Raw genomic sequence first — 23,052 nt, 5'->3', positions numbered from 1 at the left:
TTCACAAGGAACTGGTATAATTGTACTTGTGAACGAGTGGCAACTTCTCGCTCGCTCGCCTCGTCTCTGTGGCTACCTCGTCGGTGGCCGACCCGGTTGGTTCCCTACTCCGGGGCGGCCTCGCTCTGGACGTGCCACCCGCCCTTCACGTCCTCGCGGCGTTCGACCAGTTCGACCGCGGTGTCCTCGCCGACCCGGTCGCCGCCCTCGACGGCCTCGACGCGGAACGTGAGGTCGAGCGAACTCCCGCAACAGCCCACGTCGACGAACTCCTCGCTCTCGTCGCCGACCGCCGGTTCGGCGAAGACGCGCCGGAGGTAGTTGCGGTACCGGTCGGTCGCTATCTGGTCGCGGCCCCACTCCGAGAGGCCGTCCGGGTACGACAGCACCAGTCGGTCGCTCGTGTGCATACGTCCCCGTTCGGGTGCCAGCTACATCCGCGTGTCGCCGGCTGGCGTGCGGGTCGCCATCCACCGCTCGCATTCCGCTACCCGTCCGTCCCGTCGCGTTCGCGCCACTCGCGGTCGAGCAGGCCGTAGTAGTGGGTGTCCTCGTACGCGCCGCCGACGTAGGCGTCCTCCCGGCCGACGCCCTCCTCGACGAACCCGACGGTTTCGAGGAGGTGGCGCGAGCGCTCGTTGCTCGAATACGCGTTGGCGGTCACCTTGTGCGCTCGCAGCTCGTCGAACGCGTAGCCGACGACCAGCGAGAGCGCCCCGCGGGCCCGTCCCTCGCCGCGGTAAGCGGGGTGGAGCCAGAAGCTCACCTCGATCGTCCCGGCCTGCCAGTCGATGGGGTCGACCTCGACGACGCCCGCGCGCTCCCCCGCGGCCTCGACGACGAACGCGAGCGCGTCGTCCCGCTCGTTCGCCTCTTCGAACCACCGCTCCTCCTGCTCGCGGGTGCTCGGGTACCACAGTCCCAGGGCCGAGCGGACTCGCGGGTCGTTCACGCCGTCACGAACGAACGACAGGTCGTCGCGCTCGAGCGCCCGGAGCGCGACCCGCTCGCCGGCGAGGAACGGTTCGGTGGCGGTCGGGTCGCCCGCGTCCGCCGGCTCGGAACGGGGGTCGCCACGCTCGTCGCGGTCGTCGCGGTCGTCGGCCATGCGTGAGGCTGACGCGTCCCGCGGGCTTGCGTGTTCGGGCGAAACCCGCCTTCCTTTCGGACTGAGACATAAGAAGGCTTATTCGGGGCGCGGGGAGACGGGCGTGCATGGCTCGTTCGAGGTACCGGAGGTGGACTACACCCGGTACACGAACCGGCAGCTCGCGGCGGTTCCGCTCGCGGTGCTGGTGGTGGCCCTCCTCGTCATCGCCGGCTTCTACGCCGCCACGGGCACGCCGGTCGACCCGGGCGTCGACTTCTCGGGGGGGACGGAACTCCGCGTCGCCATCGACGGTCCCGCGGGGGAGGCGCGAGAACAGATACAGTCGGCGTTCACCGCGACGCCCGACAGCGTCCAGACGGTTCAGGGGAGCAGCGTCTACGTCGTCACGTTCGAGGCGTCGGACGTCTCGGCCACGCAACTCAACCGGGAGGCGGAACAGGCCGGCTTCGAGGTCCGGTCGGTCGACTCCATCTCGCCCAGCTTCGGTGCCGACAACCAGGGGCTCGCGCTCGTCGGCGTCGCCGTGGCGTTCCTCGGGATGGCCGTGCTCGTGTTCGCGATGTTCCGGACGTTCGTCCCCTCCGTCGCCGTCATCGTCTCCGCGTTCTCCGACATCGTCATCCCGGTGGCGCTGATGAATCTGCTCGGCATCGAACTCACGCTGGGAACGGTCGCCGCGCTGCTGATGCTCATCGGGTACTCGGTCGACTCCGACATCCTGCTCAACAACCACATCCTCCGGCGGTCGGGCGGTTTCTACGAGTCCACCTACCGAGCGATGCGGACCGGGGTGACCATGACGCTCACCTCCATCGCCGCGATGGCCGTGATGGCCGTCGTCGCGACGCTGCTCGGCATCTCGCTGCTCTCCAGCATCGGCGTCATCCTCGTGTTCGGTCTCGCGGCCGACCTGATGAACACCTACCTGCTGAACCTCAGCCTCCTCCGCTGGTACAAGTTCGAGGGGGTGGCGCGGTGAGCGCCCTCCGCGACAACTGGCGCGTCGGCCTGCTGGTCGTCGTGCTCGTGCTGTCGACGGTGTTCCTCTTCGCGCCGGGACTGGCCGCGGAGGACGGCTCCGGACCGGGAGGGGGAACGGTCGGGAACGACTCGCTGACGAACCTGGAGTACGGGCTCCAGCTCTCGGGCGGGACGCGCATCCGCGCGCCGCTCGTCGGTATCACCGCCGAGGACGTCCAGTTCGGCGACGCGAGCCTCTCGCAGGTCGAGCGGCGGGTCGCGGAGAACGTCGAGGGCGTCGACGCGACGGACGTCATCGCCAGACGGACGACCCAGACGAACGGGACGGTCGAACTCGTCACGGAGAACGCGTCGGCCGACCAGCTCGCGGCGGGGCTCGAGGCCGCCGGCTTCCCCCACGGCGAGATACGCGACGGCGTCACGGAGGCCACCCGACAGGAGACGGTCGACGTGCTGTCGTCGAAGATCAACGAGGCCGGTCTCTCGGGCGGCGACGTCCAGACGGTGACGACCGCCGGCGGCGAGGTGTTCGTGCGCGTCCAGGTTCCGAACGAGGACCGGCAGGAGGTGCTCGACCTGGTGAACTCCCGCGGGACGGTGCGCGTGCTCGCGTACCACCCCGTCCAGCAGAACGGGTCGACGGTGTACACCAACACGACGGTCCTCTCGCAGGGCGACTTCCAGCGCGTCGGCGGCGCCCAGGAGGGCGGCGCGCAGGTCGGCCCGCACGTTCAGGTCGCGGTGCGGGAGAACCAGGCACAGCGCGTCCAGCAGACGCTCGTCGAGACGGGCGTCGCGCGGCAGGGCGGGACGACGTGTACCTACGAGGCCAACCCGAACGGGACGCAGCCGTGTCTCCTCGTCGTCCGCGACGGTCGGGTCGTCTCCTCGTTCGGGATGGACCGCCAGCTCGCGGCCTCCATGCAGTCGGGCGAGTGGGCGAGCAACCCGACGTTCATCCTCGTCACCGCCAACTACTCCGACGCGCAGGACGTGGCGGTCGACCTGCGCGCCGGCGCGCTCCCGGCGCAACTCGACGTGGGACCGAACGGGTCGGGGAGTTCCTCGTACATCTCGCCCGCGCAGGGTGAGGACTTCAAGCGCGACTCGCTCATCATCGGCCTCATCGCGGTGCTCACCGTGAGCGCGGTGGTGTTCCTCCGCTACGGGGAGTTCGACGTGGCGGCGCCGATGGTGCTCACCGCGATGGCCGAGGTGTACGCGCTCCTCGGTTTCGCCGCGCTCATCCAGTACCCGCTCGACCTCTCGGTCATCGCGGGGTTCATCGCCGTCATCGGGACCGGGGTGGACGACCTGGTCATCATCGCCGACGAGGTGATGAGCGAGGGCGAAGTCAACAGCAGGCGCGTGTTCCAGTCGCGGTTCCGCAAGGCGTTCTGGGTCATCGGAGCCGCCGCCGCGACGACCATCATCGCCATGTCGCCGCTCGCGGTGCTGTCGCTCGGCGACCTGCAGGGGTTCGCCATCTTCACCATCCTCGGGGTGCTCGTGGGCGTGCTCATCACGCGGCCGGCGTACGGCGACATCCTCCGCTCGCTGCTGACGGACCGGTAGTCGCTGCAGCGCCGCATCCGCGGGGGTGGGGTTCCAGCGTCTCGGAAGCTGACGGTGCGCCCGGCCGCCGGCGGGGACGCCGCGCGAGCGTCGTCGCGACCCCCCGGATTCCGACGGACCGCCCGACCGCCCCGGTCGCCGGGGCTCAGTCCCCGGCACTCGGTGCGACGTTCTGGTTCAGTCGGAACAGGTTCTCCGGGTCGTACTTCGCCTTCACTTCGACCAACCGGTCGTAGTTCTCGCCGAACAGCGCCCGCGCCGGGTCCTCGCCGAACCCCGGGAAGTTCCCGTACGTCCCGGACGCGACGGGGAGGTCCCTGAGTTCCGCGATGCCGTCGCGGGCCCACGCCACGTTCGCGTCGTCCGCCTCGGGGTCCTCCCAGTTCGCCTCGAACGTCACCATGTACGCCGGGTCGCGGTGCCAGAAGGCGGTCGCGTCCGGAGGCACGTCGGCGACGGCCCCACCGAGGTGCCAGACGTCGACCGTCGAGAGCGGCGACGGACTCTCGGCTTCGCTGCGGACCACCAGGTCGACGACGTCGTCCGAGAGGTCCGACACGTACGTCGCCTTCCAGTAGTACCGCAGGCCGTCCGGGTAGTCCGCGTCGAGGAGCGACTGGAGCGCGGTGTACTCCATGGGGCCGCTGAAGTCGACCAGCGGGTCGGCGAGTTCGCGGAGCGCGCGGAACTCGGCTTCCGCCTCCGCCGTCGGGCCGTCGTAACAGCCGAGGAAGACGACCGCCGGGTCGCCCCACGCCGCCTCCGGGAACTCCTCGAGTTCGGGCACGAACGCGGAGAACGCGAGGACGCTCCCCTCGCGCACCGCGTCGGCGGCGTACCCGCGGAACGCCCGCAACGCGCCGGCGTCGTCGCCGCGGTACCAGACGAACAGGCCGAACACCTCGGGGCCGACCTCGTGGAGTTCGTACTCGAAGGCGGTGACGACGCCGAAGTTGCCGCCGCCGCCGCGGAGCGCCCAGAACAGGTCCGGGTGTTCCGTCTCGCTCGCCGTCAGCACCTCGCCGTCCGCGGTGACGACCTCCGCGGAGACGAGGCCGTCGAGCGCGAGTCCGTACTTCCGGCGGAGGTGGCCGACGCCGCCGCTGAGCGTGAGTCCCGCGATGCCGGTCTGCGAGACGACGCCGAGCGGGGTCGCCAGCCCGAACAGTTGCGTCTCGCGGTCGACGTCGCCGAGGGTGGCCCCGCCCTGCGCGCGGACCCGCCGCGCGCCCGGGTCGACGAACACGCCGTCCATCGCCGAGAGGTCGACGACGACGCCGTCGTCACAGACGGCGTTCCCGCTCACGTTGTGCCCGCCGCCGCGGACCGCGAGGGGCAGGTCGTGGTCGCGGGCGAACGCGACCGCCGCCACGACGTCAGCGGTCCCCGAACAGCGCGCGACGACCGCCGGATTCCTGTCTATCATCCCGTTCCACACCCGCCGCGCCTCGTCGTACCCCTCGTCCGCCGGGAGGAGTACCTCGCCGCCGAAGCCGGCGACGAACGCGCGGAACGCGTCGGCCGCGACGCCCGCGGGGGCGTCGGTGTCGGATGCGTCTCTCTCCAGTTCCATGGGTCCGAGTACGACGTCGCGGAGGATAACCTAGAATTACGGATAGGTTACGTGCTGCGTCGGTCAGCGAGGTACCGGCGGCGTGCGTCCGGACGGTCCGCCCCCCGCTACCGAACGACGCGCGGGAACGAGCAGCCGGCGCGTACCTCCGAGCGGTCAGAAGTCCGCGAGCGCGGACTGTTCGGCCGCCGCCAGCACGTCCTCGCAAGTCGCCCACGACCGGCGCGCGCAGTCGGGGAGGTCGCCGTGCTCGCGGACGTACGTCCGGAGGAACGCCCGCGTCGTCCGGTCCGAGGGGTAGCCGCTCCCCACGCTCGCCTCGTGTGCCGCGTCGATGGCCGCCACTCGTTCGTCTCGCTCCACCTTGGCGACGACGCTCGCGGCGCTCACGACCGGGTACGACTCGTCCGCGCCGTGTTCGGCGGTCACCTCGACGGCCACCCCCTCCTCGGCGAGGGCGTCGTGGATTCGCCGGCCGAACCGGTCCGCGTCCACGTCTCCGGCGTCGACGACGAGTCGGTCGCCCGCCTCGGCGATGACCGCGGCGGCCTCGGCCTGCGCCGCCACGGTCAGCGAGTTCATGTCCGTCGCGGGGTCGTCGATTCGGTCCACCCCGACGACGCCGACGCCGACGTTCGCGTCCGGGTCCGCCCGGAGCGCGGCCGCCAGTTCCTCGCGGCGCGCGGGCGCGACCCGCTTGGAGTCGTCCACGTCGTCGGGGAGCGTCGCGGGGTCGACGCGGACCGCCGCGGCGACCATCGGCCCGAGCGCCGGCCCCTTCCCCGCCTCGTCGACGCCGACCACCACGCGCGTCATGGGGCACGAGTCGCTCACCGGCGGCTAAGTCGTTTCGCCTCCCCGGCTGTCGGAGTGGAGAAGGGGAACCCGGTATCGCCTAGCGTCAGGCGACGGCGTCGAGCGCCGCCGCGAACCGCTCGCAGATGTCGTCGACCTGGTCGCGCGTGACGACCAGCGGGGGGAGGAACCGGACCGTGCTCCCGTCGCGCCCGCCGAGTTCGACGACGAGTCCGCGGTCGAAACACTCCGCCCGGACGGCCTCCGCGAGGTCCGGGTTCGTCGGTCGCGCGCCGTACGCGTCGGGGTCGGCCGCCGCGTCGACGAGTTCGACCCCGAGCATCAGGCCCCGCCCGCGGACGTCGCCGACGGCGTCGTGCTCCCGCCCGACGGCGTCGAGTCGGTCGAGGAAGCGCTCGCCGAGGTCCGCCGCGCGTTCGTCCAGGTCGTTCTCGACGATGTGCTCGATAGTGGCGCGGCCGGCGGCCATGCCGAGCTGGTTCCCCCGGAACGTGCCGGTGTGTGCGCCCGACTCCCACGCGTCGAGGCGCTCGTCGTAGAGGACGACGGCGAGGGGAAGCCCGCCGCCGACGGCCTTCGACAGCGTCACCACGTCCGGGACGACGTCCGCGTGCTCGAACGCGTACGTCGTCCCGCAGCGGCCGAGTCCCGCCTGAATCTCGTCGACGACGAGCGGTACGTCGTGCTCGCGGGTGATGCGGCGGACCTCCCGCACCCACTCGTCGGGCGCGGGGAGGGTGCCGCCCTCCCCCTGCACCACCTCGAGGAACAGGCCCGCGGGGTCGGTGACGCCGCTCTCGGGGTTGGCGACGACTTCCTCGACGCGGCGGGCGATGGCCCGGTGGCCCGCCTCGCCGCCGAGTCCGAGCGGCGGCCGGTAGCCGTACGGGTACGGCAGGTGGTGGACGTCGGCCATCAGGTTCGGAATCGGCTCCTTGGCGTGCGTGTCGCCCGTCAGCGAGAGCGAGCCGTGGGTCATCCCGTGGTACGCCCCCTGGAACGCGAGCAGGCTCCGGTTCCCCGTCGCCGTCTTGACGAGTTTCGTCGCCGCCTCCACCGCGTCGGTGCCCGCGGGGCTACAGAACTGGATGCGGGCGTTGTCCGCGAACTCGTCGGGGAGGCTGTCGAACAGCGCGTCGACGAACCGTTCCTTGACCGGAGTGGTGATGTCGAGGGTGTGGAGCGGGCGCTTCGCGTCGAGCATCTCCCGCATCGCGTCGACTACGGCGGGGTGGTTGTGGCCGAGTGCCAGCGTCCCGGCGCCGGCGAGACAGTCGTAGTAGCGGTTCCCGTCGACGTCGACGAGCTCGACTCCTTCCGCCTCCTCGATGGCCATCGGGAGGTGACGGGGATACGTGCGGGCGCTCGACTCCCGTTCCGCCTGCTGGTCGAGCAGTCCGGCGTTGGTGTAGTCGGGGTCCATGAGGGGACGACTCGACGTGAGAGTACGCGCGGGTGGTCGATAGGCGCTGGGGTGGCGGAACTCCGACCCGGAACCGTGGTTCCGCGCTCGCACTCGTCGCCGTCATGGCCGTCGCTCCGTCCCCGCGGTGGACGCACGGTGAAAAGTGGCCGACCGGCGCGAGCCGTCTCAGTCGTCGCTCGGCGTCGGCGTCCCCGGCCCGGCCGTCTGCGCCGGTCGTCGCGTTCCTCCGGCGTCTCCTCCCGCTCCAGCCACTCGTCGGCCGACTCCTCCTCGTCGCGTTCCAGGAGTCGCTCGCGGATGTCCTCCCACGGTCCGGCCTCGCTGTCGTGGTACACGGTATCTACCCACGCGGTAGTGGTGTGTCCAGACGGAAAAATCGTCGGCCGACCGGCGACCCGTCGGCCGCGTCCGCTCCGGCCCGCGTCGGCCGTCAGTCGAGGAAGAACGCCTCGTCCTCGAACGGTTCGTCCTCCCCTTCCACGGCCAGCACGTCCAGTGCCGTCACCTCGGCGCCGACGCCGAGCAGGCCCGCGAGGCTCGGCTCCGTCCGCCCCTCGTCGCCGGATATCAGCTCCTTGATGTAGAGCCCGCCCTCGCCGTGGACCTCGACCGTCGCGTGGCGGGCGTCCTCGCGTTCGCCGTCGACGTCGTGGACCGTCCGCGTGCGCGTCTTCGCCGCCCGCCGGTGGTCGACGCGGTTCGGCGTGTACTGCTCGACGGTCGCTCCCTCCAGCGTCGACAGCGCGTCCGCGAACGACTCGGCGGACACGTCCGCGTCGAACGTCACCTGCGCGCGGTACCGCTTGCTCGCGTCGAGCCGCTTCACCCGCTCGACCATCTCGTGCGTGCAGAGGCGGAGCCCCTCGACTTCCACCTTCCCGTCCGCGAACGCGTTGATGTCGTCCTCCAGTCGCTCGACGTCGACCCGGCGACGGCGGGGTTCGTCCACCTCGACGACGAACGGCCGGCCCGTCCCGAGCATGAGCGCGTCGACGTCCTCGCGGCCCGCGCCGTGGAACGTGGAGTCGACCCCGTCCATCACCTCCTCGACGACGGGCGCGGTGAGTTGCTCGACGCTCTCGGCGTAGAGATAGCCGGTCCCGTCGCACGTCTCACAGACGCCGTCGCCGGTCCGGCCGGTGCCGTGACAGTCCGAACAGGGCCACTCCGTCTGGGGGATGTCGCGCTCCAGTTTCCGGTAGCGCCCGTAGACGAACGCGGAGTTGACCGTCGTCTCCACCCGGTCGGCGTCGACGTCGAGGAGGAACTGCACGTCCGGTCGCTCGAAGTCGACTTCGGTTCCCGTGAGCCGGCCGACTCGCTTGCCCACCTCGCGGTTGTACTCCTTTCGGAGCGGTTCGCCGGCGTCGGCGTCCAGTCCCGCCTCCTCGCGGAGCAAGTCGTCGTTCTCCTCCACCAGCGGCGGGGCGCGGGTGCCGACCTGGTAGGTGGCGAACTCGACGTCCTCGACGGCGGCCGCGGCGCGCGCTGCCCAGTCGTCGAAGTCGGCACAGACCCCCTCGCACACCCAGCAGCCGTCGGGGTCGCCCGGTTCGAAGTCGGCGTCGTCCGCGAGCGCGACGGTCGTCCGGAGGCCGCGGCCGCGCTCGCCGTTGCCGAGCCCGAACGACAGGTCCGCGAACGGGCGGCCGAGACAGTTGTCGCAGAGCGGCCCGGTCGCGAGCAGGTCGCGGGCCGCGTCGAGGAGGCGAGTGTCGTCCATGCCGCCCCTCGTCGGGGCGGCCACTACGCTCTTTCGTTCGTCGGGCCGGGCGAAAACGGAGGAGGACGACGCGCCGGGGACCGGCGCGTCCGGCGTCAGCGGGGTCGTGGCGGCCGCGTCAGCGGGGACCGGGTGCGGCGGCGGGGGCTGGTTAGGCGGCGTCCGCGGCGGCGCCGTCGGGGGGGTCGGGGGGCGTGCTTCTGAGCGCCTCGACCGTCACGGCCGAGACGCCGAACGCCTCCTCGAAGCGGGCTTCGACGGCCGCCGCGTCGTCGAACTCGGCGTCGAGCGCGACCGTCGCCTCGACCTCGACCGTCAGGTCGTTGAGACCGGGCTGGATGCCGCGCAGGTCGAGCGACTCGACCGTGCGGACGCCGTCGACGCGGCGGAGTTTCGTCTCGACGCCCGCGGCGAGATCGCCGGGGGCGGCACGGGACACTGCGACTGTCAGGCTGGCGTCGGCCAGTCGCGTCAGTTGGACTGACATACGCTCCCGGCGCGGGTCGAACGCGCCAGTCGGCCACTCCTCGCGCGGGCGGCGCGCGAGTCGTTCCGAGGGAGTGGCCGCGAAACCGCGAGCGGGCGCTGGGAGCGAAACCGAACGGGTACCGGGGACAAAGGGGCGTCCACCTCCGTTCGGGTTCGCACCCGGCGCGTCGTCGCGTTTACGCGGCGATGGAGGCGGACGGTACGTGGAGCCGAGTCCCCTTCTCCCCGTTAGCGTCGGCCGCCATCGGGGAGGACCGCCACCCGCCATAGCCGTCGCTGCCGACTCCGGCAGACGCGGCGATGATGCAGGTGACGGGCATGGGTGACTCGTTCGACTCTCGTCGCTACCGGCCAATGTTACCCCTCGACTTAACGTTTCTCCACCCCTGCTAGGGGTTGTCACTGTGTCGGCGAACGGACAGTCGGCAAATATCCCCGCTATCGCGGCCTGCGAGTGCCGACCGAAGGGCTTTCCGGCCGAACCGGTTTCCTCGACGTGGAATGTCGGAATGTGCTATCGGTGGGACGGTCGGTGGGACCGGATGGTCGAGTCACGGCCGGTGGGACGTCGTGCGGGCTTTGTGGACCCGGATCGTGGCGTCCGGGAGTGCGGATTCGCAGTGACCACCCGATACGGGCGGGAACACGAGGACGAACAGGACCCCGAGACGGTCGACTCCGAGGCGGTCGACGAGGACGACCTCGTCCGCACCGAGGACGGCGAACTCATCCACGAGGAGTCGGGCCTCGTCGTCGAGGAGGACAACGTCGACCGCGGGCCGGAGTGGCGTGCGTTCAACGCCACCGAGCGCGACGAGAAGAGCCGGGTCGGTTCGCCCATGACCCAGACGATGCACGACAAGGGGCTGACGACCAGCATCGACTGGCGCGACCGCGACGCCGGCGGGAGCCAGCTCAGCCCGGAGAAGCGCTCGCAGGTCCAGCGACTCCGGACGTGGCAGGAGCGTATCCGGACGCAGGACGCGGGCGAGCGCAACCTCCAGCTCGCGCTCTCGGAGGTCGACCGGATGTCCTCCGCGCAGGGCGTCCCCAAATCCGTGCGGGAGGTCGCGTCGGTCATCTACCGGCGCGCGCTCGACGAGGACCTCATCCGGGGACGCTCCATCGAGGCGATGGCGACCGCGTCGCTGTACGCCGCCTGCCGGCAGGAGGGTATCCCCCGCTCGCTCGACGACTTCGTGGGCGTCGCGCGGGTCGACCGGCGAGAGATCGCGCGGGCGTACCGCTACATCTCGGGCGAGTTGAGCCTGGAACTCAAGCCGGTCGACCCCAAGGAGCACGTCCCGCGGTTCTGCTCGAGCCTCGGCCTCTCGGACGACGTGGTCCGGCGGGCACAGCGCATCGTCGAACGGACGACCGCGCAGGGGCTGCACGCCGGCAAGTCGCCGACCGGGTTCGCCGCGGCGGCCATCTACCTCGCGTCGATGCTCTCGAACGAGAAGCGCACCCAGTCGGAGATCGCCGACGTGGCGGACGTGACCGTCGTGACGGTCCGGAACCGCTACAAGGAACAGATGAACGCCATCGACGTCGGCTCGCTGTAACCGGACGCCGTCCGGCGCTCCGGTTCCGGTCCGCGTCGTAGATCGCCCTGATTCTCCTCCGTACACGCCGCCTACGAGGACGGCGAGACCAGCACGGACGGCGGCGGATAGTCGCCGTCTGCCTTCGCGACCCCTCGGTTGGAGAGAGGTCCCAGCCCCGGTACTGCCTCTCGGGCGCGTATCCGTCCGTAGCCGAGCGGCCGTTGGCGATTCTTTCCGTGGGGTGTGTTAACGCTTAATATATAGTTATCCTATCGTGGACGGCGGATTCTGTAGCACGGTCCGCCTTTCCACTATGACAGACAGCGACTCGGAAGACGAGACACCGTATCGCATCGACCGACGGACCGCGCTCAAACTCGCCGGACTGACCGGCAGTGGCATCGCGTTTTCGGGACCCGCCCTCGCGGGAGGCGGTGGCACGGGTGGCGCGGCCGGTACCGGTCGGACGTCGCGCGGGTGGGAGCGAATCGACCCGGAACGGACCCCACCGTGGACGGAGTTAGGCGCCGCTTCCCAGGGGCGGGCCCGGGACCTCTGGTTCGTGGAGTTCGCGTCCCCGCCGACCGCCCGGGGCGGCAGTCCCGCAGCGCACGCCAGCGAGCGGGCACAGTTCCGTGCAGAGGCGCGGAAGCGAGGCGTTTCCTACGCCGAGCGACGCGACTTTTCGACGCTGTGGAACGGGCTGTCGGTCGGGGCCCATCCGTCCGCCGTCGCCGATTTGCGCGGTCTGGACGGCGTCACCGCGGTCTATCCGGTGGCGGTGGTCGAGCGGACCGCGGCCGGACCCGGCGCGTCCTCGCCGGAACTCGGGACCGCCCTCGAGATGACCGGCGGTGACGTCGCCCACGGCTTCGGGCTCACCGGGCAGGGACTCAGCATCGCCGTCGTCGACACCGGCGTCGACTACAACCACCCGGACCTCGGTGGGAGTGGCGACGAGACCGTCACCTACACCGCCCGGAGCGAGAACGACCGGACGCTGACCGACCAGCGCGGCGACCCACACCCTCGCATCAGCCACGGGTGGGACTACGTCGGCGAGGAGTTCGACGCCAGCGACCCGGAGTCGCCGCCGCCCGAACCGGACCCCGACCCGATGGACGCGCACGGGCACGGCACCCACGTGTCCGGTATCGCGGGGGCCGACGCGGCCGGCGCCGACGGCGTGACCGGACTGGCTCCCGAGGCGACGCTGGGTGCCTACAAGGTATTCGCCGAGGGGTCGACTACGGCCGACGTCATCGTCGAGGCCATCGAGGACGCCTACGAGGACGGCATGGACGTCGTGAACATGTCACTGGGTGCGACTCTGGTCTGGGGTCAGGAGTACCCGACCACCGCCGCGAGCAACGAACTCGCCAACCAGGGCGTGGTCGTGGTCAACTCCGCCGGCAACGACGGCGGCCTCGGCATGTGGGGCCTGAGCGCGCCGGCGAACGCCCACGACATCATCAGCGTCGCCAGCGCCGACAACGTCACGCTGCAGGCCCGCGTCTTCGACGTCGACGAACTCGCGGACCCGGTCCCGTTCGCCGAATTCGGCGGCGAGAACGCGGAAGCGCCGCCCGCCTCGGGCGAGTCCGCACCGCTCGCCCTCCCGGCCCGGTCGACCGTCGACGGCGAGACCGGGTACTTCGGCTGTGCGCCCGAGAACTTCGCCGACTTTCCGGCGGGGCACGTCGCCCTCGTCCAGCGGGGGGGCTGTTTCTTCTCCGAGAAGTACACGAACGCCGTCGAGGCCGGCGCGTCGGCCGTGGTCATCTACAACGACGAACCGGGTCTGTTCTTCGGCACGATGCTCGACGCCGGCGTCGAGGGACGCTGGAGTGCGGCCATCGACCAGTCGAGCGGCGAGAGCCTCGTGAGCCTCCTCGCCGCCGGGGAGGAGGTCCGGCTCACGTTCACGGACGACGTCGTCCGCGTCCCCAATCCGACCGGCGGGCTGCTCTCGTCGTTCACCTCCTACGGCCAGGACGTGGAACTCGCCTTCGGGCCGAGCATCACGGCGCCCGGCGGGTTCATCGTCTCCACCTGGCCGCTCGACGACGGCGCCTACGCCACCCTCTCGGGCACGTCGATGGCCGCCCCGCACGTGGCCGGTGCCGTCGCGCTCCTGCTCGAAGCCGAACCGGGTCTGACCCCGTTCGAAGTGCGGGACAGGCTCCAGAACACCGGCGACCCCGCGCTGTGGTCGCTCGCACCGTCCCCGGGGCTCGTGGAGCACACGTTCCGGCAGGGGGCGGGGATGCTCCGAATAGACCGGTCCCTCGTCGCGGAGCAGGGGGTCGAACCGGGCCAACTCGCGCTCGGAGAACGGCCGTCGGTGAGCGCCACGCTCACGCTGACCAACGACGGCGACCGGGACGTGACGTACGCCGTCGACCACCAGGGGACCGTCGACGCGGCGGTGAACACCTACAGCCCGTTCTTCTTCCTCCCCGGCGGGACCGTCGACGCACCCGACTCGGTGACGGTGCCGGCCCACGGCTCGGCCGACGTCGACGTGACAGTCCGGGCGCCCGGTTTCGGGCTGCCGGACTACCAGTACGGCGGGTACGTCGTCCTGACGCCTGACGACGGCGACCTGGACACGCTCCGGGTGCCCTACTCCGGTTACGACGGGGACTATCAGGACCTGGACCTGTTCGGGCACTACGTCTGGCCGGGCGCGCAACCCGAGTTCAACCACGTCCCCTCGCGGATGTCCCGAATCGTCTACGACGACGAGGGCGACATCGGGGGGTTCGAACCGGTCGAACCCGGCTACGAGTACGCCCTCCGCGACGGCGACCCGCCGGTCCTCGAGGCGTTCTTCGGACACTTCCCCCAGACGATGAGGATGTGGGCCGTCCACCAGGAGAGCGGGACGGAGTGGCTCGTCCACGAGGAGGAGTTCGTCCCTCGGACGCCCGAGGCTGACACCTACTCGCCGTTCATCTGGGACGGGACGACGCCGGCCGGGAACAGCAGGAACCGACGACCGACACCGAGTGGCACCTACACGCTCCGGCTCGAGGCGTTGCGCACGCTCGCGGACCCCGACGTCCCCGAGTACCTGCAGACGTTCGAGTCGGACCCGTTCGTACTGGACGCTCGGCCACCCCGTGAGCGGTCGTCGCTCGCGGACCCCTCCGTGGCCGGTTCGACGGGCGGAGACTGAACGCCGAGCACGGTGTCGGCCGTGCGACTGTGACGGTTGGGTGCGGTCTCCCCTCCGTCGTCCCTCTTCTGTTCGTCTCCGTCGGGAACGAACTCGTTCGCTCGACGCGGGCGACGACCCCGAAATAGCGGGTCGGGAACCGTGCGACGGCGCGGCGAGCGACACCGTAGTACGGTCGACGAACCGGAGGGGAGCGATGGGAGGGAGGAGCGACGCGACCGTTTCGAACCGAAACGCTTTGCACCGGTCGCGGGAACCTCGCGAGCATGAGTGACACGCTGGTCGTCCGCGGCGGGACCGTCCACACCCAGACCGAACGTGGCACCGTCGAGGGAGACGTGCTCGTCGAGGACGGCGATATCGTCGCCGTGGGCGACGTGGACGCGCCGGCGGACGCGACGGTGGTCGACGCCGAGGGGATGCACGTCACGCCGGGCCTGGTCGACGCCCACAGCCACGCGGGGATGGCCGAGTGGGGCGAACCGGAGGACGGCGACTTCAACGAGGGGACGAGCGCGACGACGCCCCACGTCAACGCGCTCGACGGCTTCCACCCGCGCGACGAGGAACTGAAGGGGGCGTTCCAGAACGGCGTCACCACCGTCTCGGCGCGGATGGGCAGCGGGAACGTCATCGGCGGCATCATCTGCTCGATGAAGACCCACGGGCTGACCGCCGACGAGATGTTCGTGAAGGAGGACGGCATGAAGGCCGCGATGGGGGAGAACCCCAAGCGCTTCCACGGCGAGCGGATGGACCGTCAGCCGTCCACCCGGCCGGGCGTCGCCGCCACGCTCCGGCAGTCGTTCATGGCCGCCGAGGACTACATCGACCGGCGCGAACAGGCGCGCGAGGAGGGAGAGCCGTTCGAGCGGGACCTCGGGAACGAGAACCTCGCGCGCGTGCTAGAGGGCGACCTCCCGCTCCGGGTCCACGCCCACCGCGCGGACGACATCATGACCGTGTTCCGCGTCGCCGACGAGTTCGACATCGCGGACGTCTCCATCGAACACGCCACGGAGGGCCACGTCATCGCCGAGGAGTTCGTCGCGCGCGACGTGCCCGCCATCGTCGGGCCGTCGTTCTCGTCGGCCTCGAAGTACGAACTCCGGAACATCACGTTCGAGACGCCGGGACTGCTCCACGAGGCGGGCGTGACCGTCGCCATCCAGACGGACGCGCCGGTGCTCCCCCAGCAGCACCTCGACGTCTGCGTGGGGCTGGCGGTCCGCGAGGGCCTGCCCGCGGAGGCCGCGCTCGACACGGTGACGACCAACGCCGCCGAAATCCTCGGCATCGAGGACTGCGTCGGTACGCTCGCGGAGGGGACGGACGCCGACGTCGCCGTCTGGGACGGCCCGTTCTACCGGGTCGACACGCGCGCACAGCACGTCATCGTCGACGGCGAGCACGTGTTCGACCGCGAGGCCGACAGCGTCGACCCGCGCGAGGCGTACGAGTGGTGAACGCGGCTCCGCGTCTGCCCGCGCCCGGCGACCGGCCGGCGGTCGCCGCCGCGGATGTCCGCAACCGCGAGTCTCACTACCCTGGGCGGCCGAGGTGGTGTATGGACGACAGGACAGTCCTCGGCGGTCGGACGCGCGCGCGTGCCGCGACCGCGTCGTGACCGACGCCACGACAGACGCGACAGACGCCGACGGTATCGACGGCCCCGAGAGAACCGACGAGCGCGACGGCGCGGACACGACGGACGAGTCGCCGGAGTACGACGAGCGCGAGGTGCGGACGGTCGTTCTCAGTCTCGTCGCGGGCGTCTTCTTCGGCGGGATGGGCGGCGGCGTCGCGTTCCCCACCATCCCGACGCTCGGCACCGTCCTCGGTATCGCGCCGGTGCTGGTCGGCGTCATCCTCTCGGTCAACCGCTTCACGCGCCTGCTCATGTCGACGCCCGCGGGCGACGTGCTCGACCGGGTGGGGACGCGCCGGCCGATGATTCTCGGCTTCCTCGTCCAGGGGCTCGTCCCGTTCGGCTACCTCGTGGGACTCCACCCGCCGTTCGGGCTGAGTTCCGCGACGGTGTTCTTCCTCTCGCGGGCGTCGTGGGGCGTCGGGTCGGCGTTCGTGTTCGTCGGCGCGTTCGCCACCGTGACCCACGTGACGACCCCCGAGAACCGGGGCCGGTGGGTGGGGTACATGCGCGGCGGGCAGAGCCTGGGGTTCCCGACTGGTCTCGTCCTCGGCGGCATCGTCACCGACCTGTACGGCTACGACGCCGCGTTCGCGACCGCCGGCGTCGCGGGTCTGTTCGCGGCCGTCGTCGCCTACCGCGTCCTCCCGAACGTCGCGCCGGACGTGGAGGGGGGGAGTAGTCTGCGCGAGGTGCCCCGCCTCGTCGCCGCCGACGCGCGCATCGGCGCCGTCGGGGTGGTGAACTTCACCGTCCGGTTCCTCTACGCGGGCGTCCTCCTCTCGACGGTCGTGCTGTACACGGAGCGCCACGGCATCTCGCTGGGCGGTCTCGCCGGCACCGGGACGAGCGGGCTCGTGATGGCCGTCTCCGTGGTGTTCCTCTCGCTGTCGACGCTCGCGGTCGGCCGGTACGCCGACCGCATCGGGCGGACCGCGACGGTCGTCCCGGGACTCGGCGTCATCGGGACCGGGTTCGCCTGCACGGCGCTCCTCCCCACCGTCGCGGGCGTCGTCGCGGGCGTGGCGCTCGTGGGCGTCGGCGCGGGGATGACCGGCCCGCCGCTGCTCGCGTACCTCGGCGACATCGCGCCCGGCGGCGACGTGGGCAAACTCGGCGGCGTCTACAACGTGTTCGGCGACCTGGGGTCCACACTGGGTCCGCTGGTCGCGCTCCCGCTGGCGGGGTACGTCGGTCTCTCCGGCGAGTACCTCGCGTGCGCGGGACTCGTCGCGCTCACGGCCGTCGTGGCCGCGACGACGCTCACCGCCGACCCCGCCGAGGTGAGCGGGGTGCCCGCCGACGACTGAGCGGTCGGCGCGGTGCGTCCCGCCGAGAAGTCGGAGTCGAAATCGGTTACAGCCCGTCGCCTCCGGTCAGCGCGGAGAGGGCGTCCGAGACGTCGTCGCGACGGATGTACAGCACGACGAGACCGAGGGCGAGCAGACCGACGCCCCACCAGACCGACTCGATGGGGACGAGCCAGAGCACGATGCTCACGAGTCCGGACGAGACGAGCGACCAGCCGATGGTCGTCTGGTACGTCACGGGTCCGGTCCGTCCCCGAGACGGTTACGTGCGGCGGCCGACCGAGCGGGTGGTGCCGACCTGTTCCGCCTCGCGAACGCTTTTCCCCTCCGCCGCGCCACCCGCTGGCGTGACGCTCCTCTGTACCGGCTACGAGCCGTTCGGCGACCACGAGACGAACCCCTCCGGCGGCCTCGCTCGCCGTCTCGACGGCGAGACGGTCGCCGACCACCGGGTCGTCGGCGAGACGCTCCCGGTCGCGTTCGGCGACGCCGGCGACCGGATGCGGACGCTGCTCGCCGACCACGACCCCGACGCGGTCGTGGCGACGGGGCTGTCCGCCGGGCGGTCGGCGGTCTGCGTCGAGCGCGTGGGCGTGAACGTCGCCGACGCGGTCGGCACCCCCGACAACGCGGGCGACGACCCCGTGGACGAGCGCATCGACCCCGAGGGGCGGGACGCCTACCTCGCCACGCTCCCCGTCCGGCGGACGGTCGAGGCGTGCCTCGAGGCGGGCGTGCCGGCGCGCGTCTCGAACACCGCCGGCACGCACCTCTGTAACGACCTGCTGTACGAGACGCTCGCCGCCCTCGACGGCCGCGAGGACCCGGTCCCGGCGGGCTTCCTCCACCTGCCGGCGACGCCCGAGCAGGCGGCGCGCGACGCACGCGAGGGGGAGGCGGCTCGCGGCGGGTCGGTGCGGCCGAGCCTGCCGCTCGACCTGTCGGTCCGGGCGGTCGAACTGGCGTTCGAGACGGCGCTCGACGAGTGAGTGCGCCGGGTGTCGACCGCCCGGCGGTCCGACGCCTCGGTCGTCCGCTCGATTACTCCACGTCCACCCTCGGCTCCCCACCCACCGCGGGGCCGCCCCCGCCGGACGCGAGCGACCGGTCGGGCGACCCCGGCGGTCCGGACGACCCGGCGGAGTCGGTCGCGCCGGTCGTGTCCGTCGTCTCGGTGGCGGACGACCCCTCAGGGGCGTCGAGCGCCGCCAGCGCCTCCTCGCCGGCCGCCGTGATGCGGTAGATGGTCTCGCCCGTCACCGCTTCCACGTACCCCTCGGCCTCCAGCGTCGCGATACGCCGCTCCACCAGCGGGATGTGTAGGCCGGTGTTGCCGGCGACGAGCGCGGGGTAGTCCGCGCCCGCACCACGTAAGTACCGCAGGACGCGCTCGTCGGCGTCCGTGAACGCGGGGGGCGATGGGGAGTTCGGCATCTGTGCGTGATACGGTAGCATAGTACAAGAACCCGCCGGCCGGGTGGTCCCCGTGGCGCGCCGGGACCCCGACGCTCATGGTAGTGTAGTCGTACTCCCCTCCATGCGATTACCGGACAGCGTCGTCGGGGACGCACAGACGAGTGGGTTCGCCTGGGAGACGCTCACCGAGTTGGTGGACGTCGGGAGCCGAATGGCGGGACAGGAGGGCGAACGCCGCGGGGCGGAGGTCGTCCGCGACGCGTTCGAGACCGCGGGGCTGCGCGACCCGCACCTCGACGAGTTCGAGATTCCCGGCTGGTGGCGCGGGAGTTCCTCGCTCGTGGTCCACGACCCCCACGAGCGCGTCCACGACGGGCAACAGGACGTGCTCGCGCTCCCGGGCTGTCCGGCGGGCGAGGTGACCGCGCCCGTCGTCGACGTGGGCGACGGCACGTACGACGAGTTCGAGACCCGCGCGGACGACCTCGACGGCGCCGTCGCGCTGGCCTCCTCGAACACGCCCGACGACCACGACCGCTGGATTCACCGGATGGAGAAGTACGTCAACGCCGCCGAGTACGGCGCGAGCGCGTTCGTCTTCCGCAACCACATCGAGGGGTCGGTCCCGCCGACCGGCGAAGTGGGGTACCACCAGCGTCCGGGTCCCATCCCCGCGGTCGGCGTCTCCCGCGAGGTGGGGTCGCGGCTCGCGCGCTACGCCGAGGAGGGCTGTGAGGTGACCGTCTCGGTCGACTGCCGGAACGAGGAGAGCGTGTCGCGGAACGTCGTCGCCGACGTGGGTCCCGCCACCGACGAGGCGGTGTTGCTCACCGCTCACGTCGACGGACACGACATCTCCGACGGTGCGAACGACAACGGGGCCGGGTCGGCGCTCGTCGCGGAGGTGGGCCGCCTGCTCGCCGACGTCGACCTGGACACGCGCGTCAGGCTGGTGACGTTCGGCTCGGAGGAGATCGGCCTCTGGGGCGCGTACCACTGCGCGGCGACCACGGACCTCGACGACGTGAAGTGCGTCGTCAACCTCGACGGCGCGGGGAGTTCCCGGTCCCTGCGGGTGGGGACGAACGGGTTCGACGCGGTGGCGGAGGTGTTCGAGGAGACGACGGACGACGCCGACGCGCCGCTCTCGACGGGCGACACCATCTCGCCGCACGGTGACCAGTGGGCGTTCGTCCAGGAGGGCGTCCCGGCCGTGATGACCTCGGCCGTCTCCGACCAGTCGGGACGCGGGTGGGGCCACACCCACGCCGACACGCTGGACAAACTCGACTCGCGCGACCTGCGCGACATTGCCACGCTGGTCGCCGACGCGGTGGCGCGCCTCGCGGACGACGACGTCGAGACGCCCCACCGGACCCGCGCGGAGATGCGCGACGCCATCGACGAGGGGTACGAACAGGAACTGAAGATGGGCGGGCGCTGGCCGTACGACGACCTCGACTGAGGCGGCAGAGCGAGCGACGGCGCGGGAGCGTCCCCCGTCGTCTGTCCTCTCAGGCCATCGTCTCCTCGACGGTCACCTCGTACAGCGCACCCTCCCAGCGGGCGAACGCGTTCCGGTCGAGCGGCGAGGCCGACGCGCGCAGCCAGTAGGCGAACTCGGTGACCGCCTCCCCGGCGGGGTTGTCGGACTCGTAGTACCCCCGTTCGAACAGGTCGGCCGCCACGGCGCGTTGCGCGTCTGGCAGGTCGGCGGCGCTCGCGTCGACCACCCGTTCGCCGACCACGTGGTCGTGGAACGCCGCCTCGTGGCTCGCCACCCGCGGTAGCCCGTACCGGTACGTCACCGTCGTCGCGGTGCCCGTGTCGTCGTGGTACAGCGAGACGACCGCGCCCTCGTACTCGACCGCGTACCGCTCCCCGTCGAGGAACCGGCAGTCGTCACGCGCCGACGCGGAGTCGAAGACGTACGGGTAGCTCCTCCCGTACCCCGGGTCACCGGGCTCCCAGTCCTCGACGGCGGCGTCGACGACGCCCCGCTCCGGGGGTGTGAGGCCGTCGTACGGAATCGGCTCGCTCGCCGGGTCGCCGCGGACGGGTATCTCCGCCTCGAACCGGTACGTGGTGACCGACCGTTCGCTCACCTCCGACTCCTCGACTCGGTAGTAATCGCCGTCGAACGCGACGTACGCGCCGGCCGGCAGCGGCGGTCCCTTCCACGCCTCGACGTCGGTCGACCCCCCGGCGGCGTCCGCGACGACGTCGCGCTGTCGCTCGGTCAGGGTCGCCGAGTCGAGCGTCCAGCCGTCGGCGACGGCGGCGGGCGTCGCCTCGAACGCGGTGAGCGCGACGACGTGGTAACAGCACGTCCCGGACGCCGTCGTCTCGGCCGTCTGACTCGTCTCGGCCGGTCGGCCGGTCGTAGTCGGCGACCGGGTGGTCGAGGGAGAACGTGACTCCGTCGGCGTGGACGCCGAGTCGCCCGGCGCGTCGCCGAGACAGCCGCCGACGAGGCCGGCGAGTCCGACGAGGACGCCGCGTCTGGTGGAGGGCATCGTCGTGACGGGGACTCGCGCCGGTAAGTACTTTCAGGTGGCGCGGCTCGCCCGCGGCGTGCCGGTGGTGGTGGCTTTTAGACGACCCGCGCCGAGGTGGCCGGTATGGACCCAGACCTCGACCGGTTCGAGTCGCGCCGCTCGACCGTCTACGGCCAGCGGGGCGTCGTCGCGACGAGCCAGCCGCTCGCCTCGCAGGCGGGCATCTCGACGCTCGAAGCCGGCGGGAACGCCTTCGACGCCGCCGTCGCCACCGCCGCGGCGCTGAACGTCGTCGAACCCACCTCGACGGGCCTCGGCGGCGACGTGTTCGCGCTGTACCGCACCGCCGACGGCGAGGTGGGCGCGATGCGCTCGTGCGGCCCGGCCCCGGAGGGGGCGACCATCGACGCCGTGCGCGAGGCGGTCGCCGACGAACGGGGGGTCGACCCCGCGGACGCCGAGATGCCGGCGACCGGCGCGCAGGCCGTCACCGTCCCCGGCACCGCCCGCGGGTGGGAACTCACGGCCGACGAACTCGGGACGAAACCGCTGGGCGAACTGCTCCAGCCCGCCATCCGGTACGCGACCGAGGGGTACCCCGTCTCGGAGGTGGTCGCCGCGCAGTGGCAGCACGGCGAGGACCTGTTCGACAGCGACCACGCCCGCGAGGCGTTCCTCTTCGACGGCGAAGCTCCGGAGGTGGGCCAGCGGGTCACGCTCCCGCGGCTGGGCGCGACGATGGAGCGCATCGCCGAGGAGGGCGCGGACGTGGTGTACGAGGGCGACATCGCGGAGGCCATCGCGAACGAGGTGCAGGAGGGGGGCGGGTTCATGACCGTCGACGACCTCGCGGCGTTCGAACCGGAGTTCCTCGACCCCGTGAGCACCACGTACAACGGCGCCGAAATCTACGAACTCCCGCCCAACAACCAGGGACTCATCGCGCTGGAGGCGCTCAACGTCGCCGAGGAACTCGGCGCGGGCGAGCACGACATCGACTCGCCCGAGCGGGTTCACTACTTCGCGGAGGCGCTGAAGCTCGCGTTCCACGACGGCCACCGCTACATCACCGACCCCGAGTTCGAGGAGCACCCGCCGCTGGCGTCGAAGGACTGGGCGAAGACGCGCGCCGCCGAGGTGGGCGAGCGGGCGAACCACGACGTGAGCTTCGGCGTCCCCGACGCGAACGCCGAGGACGCCGACACCGTCCTGCTGTGCGTCGCGGACGACGAGGGGAACGTCGTCTCGTACATCAACTCCCGGTTCGCCGGCTTCGGCTCGGGGCTGGTCGCGGGCGAGACGGGCGTCGCGCTCCAGAACCGCGGGTCGTCGTTCTCGCTCGACCCCGACCACCCCAACTCCCTGGAACCCGGAAAACGACCGTTCCACACCCTCATCCCCGCTATCGCGCGGTTCGGGGAGGACGACTGGGCGGCGTTCGGCGTGATGGGCGGGTACATGCAGCCGCAGGGCCACCTCCAGGTCGTCTCGAACGTCGTCGACTACGGGCTGCCGCTCCAGGCGGCGCTCGACCGGCCGCGCTGGCGCTACCGCGCGGACGACCGGCTGGGACTCGAACCCCACTTCGACGACGCCGTCGCGGCGAAACTCGTCCGCAAGGGCCACGACGTGACGACGCTCTCGCCGGGGCTGTTCGGCGGCGCACAGATAGTGCGCAACGAGGACGGCGTGCTCTCGGGGGCGACCGAACCGCGCAAGGACGGCAACGCGCAGGGGTACTGAGCGCACCGTCCCCCC

Annotated in this window: 19 protein-coding genes; 9 read left to right on the top strand and 10 right to left on the bottom strand. The window is 71.5% G+C overall.

Going from position 1 to position 23,052, the window contains the following annotated elements:
• Window positions 1-104: 104 nt before the first annotated feature.
• Complete coding sequence (locus AC6RUA_RS06910; protein ID WP_499815196.1) at window positions 105-410, bottom strand: DUF7968 family protein; 306 nt, start codon at window positions 408-410, stop codon at window positions 105-107.
• Window positions 411-487: 77 nt separating this feature from the next.
• On the bottom strand, window positions 488-1,108 hold the full coding sequence (locus AC6RUA_RS06905) for a GNAT family N-acetyltransferase (RefSeq protein WP_499815195.1): 621 nt from the start codon (window positions 1,106-1,108) through the stop codon (window positions 488-490).
• Between the two features lie 103 nt (window positions 1,109-1,211).
• Here AC6RUA_RS06905 and secF point away from each other — a divergent pair, with 103 nt between their 5' ends.
• Both secF and AC6RUA_RS06895 read left to right on the top strand, forming a co-directional pair.
• A complete protein-coding gene (gene secF / locus AC6RUA_RS06900) occupies window positions 1,212-2,090 on the top strand; it encodes a protein translocase subunit SecF (protein WP_499815194.1) in 879 nt (292 codons plus the stop codon).
• Window positions 2,087-3,667: a preprotein translocase subunit SecD gene (locus tag AC6RUA_RS06895; protein ID WP_499815193.1), complete on the top strand. Its 1,581-nt coding sequence runs from the start codon at window positions 2,087-2,089 to the stop codon at window positions 3,665-3,667. The genes secF and AC6RUA_RS06895 overlap by 4 nt, the downstream gene beginning before the upstream one ends.
• Window positions 3,668-3,812: 145 nt before the next feature.
• Here the strand turns inward: AC6RUA_RS06895 and AC6RUA_RS06890 are convergent, their stop codons facing one another.
• The 5 genes from AC6RUA_RS06890 to AC6RUA_RS06870 form a co-directional block, all read right to left on the bottom strand.
• Entirely contained in the window at window positions 3,813-5,240 is a 1,428-nt protein-coding gene (locus AC6RUA_RS06890) for an FAD-binding oxidoreductase (RefSeq protein WP_499815192.1), read from the bottom strand.
• Between the two features lie 156 nt (window positions 5,241-5,396).
• Complete coding sequence (gene rnhB, locus AC6RUA_RS06885; RefSeq protein WP_499815411.1) at window positions 5,397-6,047, bottom strand: ribonuclease HII; 651 nt, start codon at window positions 6,045-6,047, stop codon at window positions 5,397-5,399.
• Between the two features lie 94 nt (window positions 6,048-6,141).
• Window positions 6,142-7,479: a diaminobutyrate--2-oxoglutarate transaminase gene (locus AC6RUA_RS06880; protein ID WP_499815191.1), complete on the bottom strand. Its 1,338-nt coding sequence runs from the start codon at window positions 7,477-7,479 to the stop codon at window positions 6,142-6,144.
• A gap of 433 nt (window positions 7,480-7,912) precedes the next feature.
• Window positions 7,913-9,205: a tRNA pseudouridine(54/55) synthase Pus10 gene (locus tag AC6RUA_RS06875; RefSeq protein WP_499815190.1), complete on the bottom strand. Its 1,293-nt coding sequence runs from the start codon at window positions 9,203-9,205 to the stop codon at window positions 7,913-7,915.
• Between the two features lie 151 nt (window positions 9,206-9,356).
• Window positions 9,357-9,692 (bottom strand): hypothetical protein, encoded by a 336-nt coding sequence (locus AC6RUA_RS06870; RefSeq protein ID WP_499815189.1) that lies wholly within the window; start codon window positions 9,690-9,692, stop codon window positions 9,357-9,359.
• Window positions 9,693-10,314: 622 nt separating this feature from the next.
• Between AC6RUA_RS06870 and AC6RUA_RS06865 the strand changes: the two genes are divergently transcribed.
• From AC6RUA_RS06865 to AC6RUA_RS06850, 4 genes are all read left to right on the top strand, one after another.
• Window positions 10,315-11,259 carry a transcription initiation factor IIB gene (locus AC6RUA_RS06865; RefSeq protein WP_499815188.1) on the top strand — a complete coding sequence of 315 codons (945 nt, stop codon included), beginning with the start codon at window positions 10,315-10,317 and terminating at the stop codon, window positions 11,257-11,259.
• 295 nt (window positions 11,260-11,554) lie between these two features.
• Complete coding sequence (locus AC6RUA_RS06860; protein ID WP_499815187.1) at window positions 11,555-14,422, top strand: S8 family serine peptidase; 2,868 nt, start codon at window positions 11,555-11,557, stop codon at window positions 14,420-14,422.
• 266 nt (window positions 14,423-14,688) lie between these two features.
• Window positions 14,689-15,888: an amidohydrolase family protein gene (locus tag AC6RUA_RS06855; RefSeq protein WP_499815186.1), complete on the top strand. Its 1,200-nt coding sequence runs from the start codon at window positions 14,689-14,691 to the stop codon at window positions 15,886-15,888.
• Between the two features lie 274 nt (window positions 15,889-16,162).
• Window positions 16,163-17,380, top strand: coding sequence for an MFS transporter (locus AC6RUA_RS06850; RefSeq protein ID WP_499815410.1), 1,218 nt, complete (start codon window positions 16,163-16,165; stop codon window positions 17,378-17,380).
• A 46-nt stretch (window positions 17,381-17,426) separates the two neighbouring features.
• On the opposite strand, the gene AC6RUA_RS06845 is transcribed toward AC6RUA_RS06850, so the two are convergent.
• Window positions 17,427-17,618, bottom strand: coding sequence for a hypothetical protein (locus AC6RUA_RS06845; protein WP_499815481.1), 192 nt, complete (start codon window positions 17,616-17,618; stop codon window positions 17,427-17,429).
• A 109-nt stretch (window positions 17,619-17,727) separates the two neighbouring features.
• On the opposite strand from AC6RUA_RS06845, the gene pcp reads away from it, so the two are divergent.
• A complete protein-coding gene (pcp, locus tag AC6RUA_RS06840; RefSeq protein ID WP_499815185.1) occupies window positions 17,728-18,369 on the top strand; it encodes a pyroglutamyl-peptidase I in 642 nt (213 codons plus the stop codon).
• 52 nt (window positions 18,370-18,421) lie between these two features.
• Here the strand turns inward: pcp and AC6RUA_RS06835 are convergent, their stop codons facing one another.
• Entirely contained in the window at window positions 18,422-18,814 is a 393-nt protein-coding gene (locus AC6RUA_RS06835) for a hypothetical protein (RefSeq protein WP_499815184.1), read from the bottom strand.
• Between the two features lie 103 nt (window positions 18,815-18,917).
• Between AC6RUA_RS06835 and AC6RUA_RS06830 the strand changes: the two genes are divergently transcribed.
• Entirely contained in the window at window positions 18,918-20,261 is a 1,344-nt protein-coding gene (locus AC6RUA_RS06830) for a M28 family peptidase (RefSeq protein ID WP_499815183.1), read from the top strand.
• Between the two features lie 49 nt (window positions 20,262-20,310).
• On the opposite strand, the gene AC6RUA_RS06825 is transcribed toward AC6RUA_RS06830, so the two are convergent.
• Window positions 20,311-21,312 carry a hypothetical protein gene (locus tag AC6RUA_RS06825; protein WP_499815182.1) on the bottom strand — a complete coding sequence of 334 codons (1,002 nt, stop codon included), beginning with the start codon at window positions 21,310-21,312 and terminating at the stop codon, window positions 20,311-20,313.
• Window positions 21,313-21,417: 105 nt separating this feature from the next.
• Between AC6RUA_RS06825 and ggt the strand changes: the two genes are divergently transcribed.
• A complete protein-coding gene (ggt, locus tag AC6RUA_RS06820; protein WP_499815181.1) occupies window positions 21,418-23,037 on the top strand; it encodes a gamma-glutamyltransferase in 1,620 nt (539 codons plus the stop codon).
• Window positions 23,038-23,052: the final 15 nt, after the last annotated feature.

This window comes from Halorarum sp. SLYT50, from assembly GCF_059821265.1.
This window is presented reverse-complemented; position numbering and strand designations above follow the sequence as displayed.